Source organism: Brevibacillus sp. AG162 (assembly GCF_006715575.1).
Lineage (GTDB): Bacteria > Bacillota > Bacilli > Brevibacillales > Brevibacillaceae > Brevibacillus > Brevibacillus brevis.
The window spans coordinates 78,879-84,895 of sequence record NZ_VFNO01000016.1; the positions used below are offsets into that span (position 1 = coordinate 78,879).

Consider the following 6,017-nt stretch of genomic DNA (forward strand, 5'->3'; position numbering starts at 1 on the left):
GGGAGTTTGATCATGAAATACAATTCATTTCGAATCCATGCTGCGACCTTCGCTGAGACGGTATCGGAGCTTGTCAAAAGGGAGGTTCCTGTTCCAGAAGCGGAACGCATGGCGGAAGCGGGAACGAGCCTGAAGATTCACACGGAAAACATGAGTGTGGCTGTAGCAGAGAGTGTGAGAGAGATTATGCACTCTTTCGATGCGGAAGCCATTCTTTCAGACCAACCGGGTACTGCCGACAAAAAATACGTGCTGCTGTTGGCTTCACACAAGCAGATGGATTTGGCGTTGGATTATATGAAAACCCAAACAGAAGAACTGCGAGCGTTGGCGGCAGAGGTACGGGAAGTTTTAGCTATGCCTGCCAAGCTTCGTGCACGTCGTGAACTGAACTGTGGCCAGTATGTCCTGCCACTGGGAGAGCGAACGTTAGTCATGGGTATTTTAAATGTGACACCTGATTCGTTCTCGGATGGCGGTCGCTATGTCGATGTGGAGGCAGCACTGGCACAAGCGCGTGCGATGGTTGAGGCCGGAGCTGACCTGATTGATATCGGGGGAGAATCGACACGTCCGGGGTCGGAAGCAGTCGATGAGGCGACGGAGCTGGACAGAGTGCTACCAGTCATTCGGATGCTTTCGCGGGAATTGTCCGTTCCGTTGTCCATTGACACATACAAAGCGGCGGTTGCAGAACGGGCCATTTTGGAAGGGGCCCATATCATCAATGATGTATGGGGAGCGAAGCGTGACCCGCGGATGGCAGAGGTAGCTGCTCGTCTCGATGTGCCCATAATCCTGATGCACAATCGCGAGGACACGGACTATCACGACTTTTTCCCAAACTATATCAAAGACCTGCGTGAGTCAGTACAGATCGCCTTGCAGGCAGGGGTAAAACAGGAGCGAATCATCCTTGATCCGGGGATCGGGTTTGTAAGGACTGTCGAGCAAAATCTCGAAACGATGCGCAGGCTGGATGATCTGGTAGGGCTGGGCTATCCCGTTCTGCTTGCCACTTCACGCAAGCGGATGATTGGTCATGTTCTCGATCTGCCCGTAGATGAACGTGTCGAAGGTACGGCAGCGACAGTTGCCCTCGGGGCGGCAAAAGGCTGCCATATGGTACGGGTGCATGATGTCAAAGAAATGAAGCGCGTTACGAAGATGATGGACGCGATGCTAAAAGGGGGCATGTAACCTTGGATAAAATCTACTTCAATGGCATGTCTTTTTACGGATATCACGGTGTGTTTGGAGCAGAGGCTGAACTGGGCCAACGGTTTTATGTCGATCTGGAGCTATCACTCGATTTATCCAAAGCCGGAGCAAGTGACGATCTTCACGATACAGTCAATTACGCCGATATCTTTACTTGTGTGCAAAAAATTGTCGAGGGTGAACGATTTCATCTGGTAGAAAAACTGACTGCTGTGATAGCAGAACGTCTACTGGAGCAATTCCCTTTGCATGAAGTCAAAGCAAAAGTGACCAAGCCGAATCCGCCGATCAATGGGCATTACGAGTCGGTTGCGATTGAGATGATCCGTAGAAGAGAGGATTTTGCTTCATGACAGTTTGTGCGTATTTGGCGCTAGGCTCCAATCTCGGGGATCGGGCTCAGAACTTGCGCCGGGCGATACAGAGATTGAACGAGCAACCTGGAATTCGCGTGCTTCGTGTCTCCTCTGTTTATGAGACCGATCCATTTGGTTACGTCGAACAAGACGCCTTTCTGAATATGGCGATCGCTGTGGAAACAGAACAGACCCCCGATCAACTGCTAGAGACGGCGTTGTCAGTCGAGCGAGAGCTGGGTCGTGTGCGAACGGTTCGATGGGGACCGCGCACGATTGATATTGACTTACTGTTGTACGGGACATCTCGTGTTTCGCAAGACAATCTCATGATTCCTCATCCCGGGCTGAGCGAGCGTGCTTTTGTACTCGTGCCGCTTCGAGACGTTTGGGAAGGCGGCGTTTTACCTGAGCATAACCAGACCATTGATCATTATCTTTCCTTATTGGTAGAAGATCACAAGGGGGTACGTGAGTGGGGAGCAATCAACTGGGAAATCGAATCCGGTCCTTCCGAAAGCTAAAAGGGTATACGCAACAGTCCCTTTCGGAAAAGATGGGAGTGTCACTGTCGTTTGTTGGATCACTAGAGAGAGGAACTCGTACGCCAACAGAGCCTGTATTACGTAAGATCGCCAGCACTTTACAGGTAGACTACGATGAATTATGTGCTATAAATAAGTGATGTAATGAAGTTTGGATAGGATTGTCCTCTCCAAGACCCCGACTAAGCGGGAATAAGGAGGCGAAAATAGATGAAAATCGGCAATATTGAATTAAAGAACAACGTAGTTCTCGCTCCAATGGCAGGTGTCTGTAATCCTGCTTTTCGTCTGATTGCCAAGGAGTTCGGTACTGGATTGGTTTGCGCCGAGATGGTAAGCGACAAGGGCATCGTGCACGGAAACAAGAAAACGATGGATATGCTATTTGTAGACGAACGCGAAAAACCACTAAGTTTGCAGATTTTTGGCGGAGACAAGGAAACCTTGGTGAGTGCGGCGAAATATGTAGACCAGCATACGAACGCGGATATCATTGATATCAACATGGGCTGTCCTGTGCCGAAAATTACGAGCTGTGATGCAGGGGCGCGTCTGTTGCTCGATCCAGACAAAATCTACGAGGTCGTATCTGCTGTGGTCGATGCCGTCGACAAGCCTGTTACCGTGAAAATGAGATTGGGCTGGGACGAAGATCATCTGTATGTACTGGATAACGCCAAGGCAGTAGAACGTGCAGGCGGCAAAGCTGTTGCTGTTCATGGACGCACCCGCGTACAAATGTACAAAGGGCAAGCGGACTGGGACTGGATCCGTCGTGTGAAGGAAACCGTTTCGATTCCGGTGATTGGAAACGGGGATGTGGCTACTCCTGAGGATGCGAGACGCATGCTGGATACAACGGGTTGCGATGGTGTTATGATTGGACGTGCTGCGCTCGGCAATCCGTGGATGCTGTATCGCACCATTCAATACCTGACGACGGGAGAGCTTGGTCCGGAGCCAACCGCACGTGAAAAGATGAATATTTGTTTATTGCATGCAGAGCGTTTAATCGCGCTGAAGGGTCCGAGAGTGGGAGTCCTTGAGATGCGCAAGCACGCGGCGTATTACTTGAAAGGCTTGAAGGGCTCGACGCACACGAAAAATCTCGTGAATGCGGTTGAGACAGAAGAGGAGCTTCGCAGCGTCCTCATGAACTATGTCGACTGGATCGAAAACTACGCAGATGACAGCGAAGAACCGCTGGAAACAGCACGTGACGAGGCTGTCAGCTACTAAATTTGGTGGTTCATTCCAGACATTGACAAGGGTTCCTTCATATCCTATAATACTCCGTAATATTGGGAGCCGAGCTGCCAGTCCACACTGGCAGCTTTACCTTTGAACCTCAAAGACGATTGCATTCTGCTGTATATTGTATAGAACATCTACATATAATCCTTTGTACTTTACCCAGTATAAATGGAATCATTTTTTAAAACGGGGGAATTGAACCATGTCTGAAAAAGAAGTCATCCTTACACCAGAAGGTTTAACGAAGCTGGAACAAGAGCTTGAAGATTTGAAAACGGTTAAACGTAAGGAAGTAGCTGCTCGTATTAAAGAAGCGATTAGCTTTGGAGATATCAGTGAGAACTCTGAATACGAAGAGGCAAAGAATGAGCAAGCGTTCATCGAAGGCCGCATTCTGACGCTGGAAAAAATGCTGCGCAATGCCCGCATCATCACAAATGAAGATGTAGATACAGGTGTCGTAAGCGTAGGTTCCCGCGTGAAGCTGAAAGACCTCGAGTTCGGTGATGTTGTCGATTACACGATTGTAGGTTCTGCTGAATCCGATCCGATGAACAACAAGATTTCCAACGAGTCCCCGGTAGGTCAAGCGCTCCTCGGCAAAGCAAAAGGCGCGATTGTTGACGTTAACGTACCGGCAGGAGTCATTCAGTACGAGATTCTTGATATTAACCTGTAAGCAGTCGATCTATGGCGTACCTTTTGCGAGGTACGCCGTATCGCTATTATAAAAGTCTGTACAAAATTGTTAATGCAGGCATTTTCTAGAGGAGTGAGTAAAATGGCAAACGAGCAAGACCTACAGCAAGAAGAACAGCAGCAGGAAGGACTCCACGAGCTTCTTCAAGTGCGTCACGACAAAATGAATCAATTGCGTGAGTGGGGCTTTGATCCGTTCGGTAAAAAATTCGAGCAAACGCATCACGCTGCAGATATAACGAAAGCTTTTAGCGAAAAGAGCAAGGAAGAGCTGGAAGCGGAAGAGAACGTGGTTACGATTGCAGGCCGCTTGATGGCGAAACGTGGAATGGGTAAGGCGAGTTTTGCTCAGCTGCTGGATCGTTCCGGTCAGATTCAAATCTACGTCCGTCAGGATACTGTTGGCGAAGAGCTGAGCAAAGTATTTGATTTGGCTGATATCGGTGACATGATCGGTGTAACTGGTGTTGTTTTCAAAACAAAAACCGGCGAGCTCAGTGTAAAAGCAAAGGAACTATCCTACCTGACCAAATCACTGCGTCCACTGCCTGAGAAATACCATGGACTCAAAGATATCGAGACCCGTTACCGTAAGCGTTACGTGGATTTGATTGTAAACCCAGAAGTTCGCGATACGTTCATTACGCGTAGCCGTATTCTGACTTCGATGCGTCGTTATTTGGACAACCTTGGCTATTTGGAAGTAGAAACACCTACACTCCACGCGATTGCCGGTGGTGCATCTGCTCGTCCATTTATCACGCACCACAATGCATTGGATATGCAGCTGTATATGCGTATTGCAATTGAGCTGCACTTGAAACGCCTGATTGTCGGTGGCCTGGAAAAGGTGTATGAGATCGGTCGCGTATACCGTAACGAAGGGATCTCTACTCGTCACAACCCTGAGTTCACGATGATTGAACTGTACGAAGCGTATGCCGACTACCAGGATATCATGAGCCTGACAGAAGAAATGGTTGCTCATATCGCACAGGAAGTATTGGGCACCATGAAAATTCAGTACCAAGGCAACGAGATTGACCTGACACCAAAATGGCGTCGTGTACACATGGTAGATTTGATTAAGGAAAATCTCGGAGTCGATTTCTGGAAGGAAATGAGCGACGATGAAGCGCGTGCTTTGGCAAAAGAGCATGGCGTATCCGTTGAGCCTCACCATACGTTCGGACATGTAGTGAATGAATTCTTTGAGCAAAAGCTGGAGCATACGCTGATTCAGCCAACCTTTGTTTACGGTCATCCTGTGGCGATTTCGCCATTGGCGAAGAAAAATGACCAGGATCCGCGATTCACGGATCGTTTTGAGTTGTTTATCGTAGCTCGTGAGCATGCTAATGCATTTACAGAGCTCAATGATCCAATTGACCAGCGTGAACGCTTTGAAGCACAGCTCTTGGAAAAAGAAGCTGGTAACGACGAAGCGCATGATATGGACGATGATTTCATTGAAGCGCTTGAGTACGGTATGCCGCCAACTGGAGGATTAGGAATCGGAATTGACCGTCTGGTAATGCTGTTGACCAACTCTCCTTCTATTCGCGACGTACTGCTGTTCCCTCATATGCGTAACCGCGACTAGTCTTGTAGAATAAAACCATCTGAGAAAAACTCAGGTGGTTTTATTTTTTTACTTGCACTTAAAAAGGTTAAGTGATATATTAATACCTGTTCTTCTTTTTTACTTAATCGATTACAAAAATGGATGTGAAAATAGTTCTTGCTTTTCCTTCAAGTTATGTGATAGATTAATGAGGTCGCTGAAAAACACGTTAAAAAAACTTGTTGACACGACCTGGACAACCTGATAAGATGAAATGGTTGTTGTGAAAATGCTCTTTGAAAACTGAACAGCGAAAGCGTTAATGAGTCTATCATTAAATGATTTGCCAGCTTTGAACCAGTAACAAACTTTATTGGA

At 47.8% G+C, this 6,017-nt stretch carries 7 protein-coding genes; all 7 read left to right on the forward strand.

Features of this window, described 5'->3' with window-relative positions; genetic code table 11:
- Positions 1-12: 12 nt before the first annotated feature.
- The 7 genes from folP to lysS all read left to right on the forward strand — a co-directional run bounded on the left by folP (position 13) and on the right by lysS (position 5,678).
- Entirely contained in the window at positions 13-1,200 is a 1,188-nt protein-coding gene (gene folP / locus FB479_RS29680) for a dihydropteroate synthase (RefSeq protein WP_185746449.1), read from the forward strand.
- 2 nt (positions 1,201-1,202) lie between these two features.
- Positions 1,203-1,574, forward strand: coding sequence for a dihydroneopterin aldolase (folB, locus tag FB479_RS29685; RefSeq protein ID WP_064203224.1), 372 nt, complete (start codon positions 1,203-1,205; stop codon positions 1,572-1,574).
- Positions 1,571-2,101, forward strand: a complete 531-nt coding sequence (gene folK / locus FB479_RS29690) for a 2-amino-4-hydroxy-6-hydroxymethyldihydropteridine diphosphokinase (RefSeq protein WP_106656090.1) — start codon at positions 1,571-1,573, stop codon at positions 2,099-2,101. The genes folB and folK overlap by 4 nt, the downstream gene beginning before the upstream one ends.
- Complete coding sequence (locus tag FB479_RS29695; RefSeq protein WP_047074774.1) at positions 2,053-2,262, forward strand: helix-turn-helix domain-containing protein; 210 nt, start codon at positions 2,053-2,055, stop codon at positions 2,260-2,262. The genes folK and FB479_RS29695 overlap by 49 nt, the downstream gene beginning before the upstream one ends.
- 70 nt (positions 2,263-2,332) lie before the next feature.
- Positions 2,333-3,361, forward strand: coding sequence for a tRNA dihydrouridine synthase DusB (dusB, locus tag FB479_RS29700; protein ID WP_106656089.1), 1,029 nt, complete (start codon positions 2,333-2,335; stop codon positions 3,359-3,361).
- A gap of 217 nt (positions 3,362-3,578) precedes the next feature.
- Entirely contained in the window at positions 3,579-4,055 is a 477-nt protein-coding gene (gene greA, locus FB479_RS29705; RefSeq protein WP_047074771.1) for a transcription elongation factor GreA, read from the forward strand.
- A 102-nt stretch (positions 4,056-4,157) separates the two neighbouring features.
- Positions 4,158-5,678: a lysine--tRNA ligase gene (gene lysS, locus FB479_RS29710; RefSeq protein WP_012683951.1), complete on the forward strand. Its 1,521-nt coding sequence runs from the start codon at positions 4,158-4,160 to the stop codon at positions 5,676-5,678.
- Positions 5,679-6,017 lie beyond the last annotated feature (339 nt).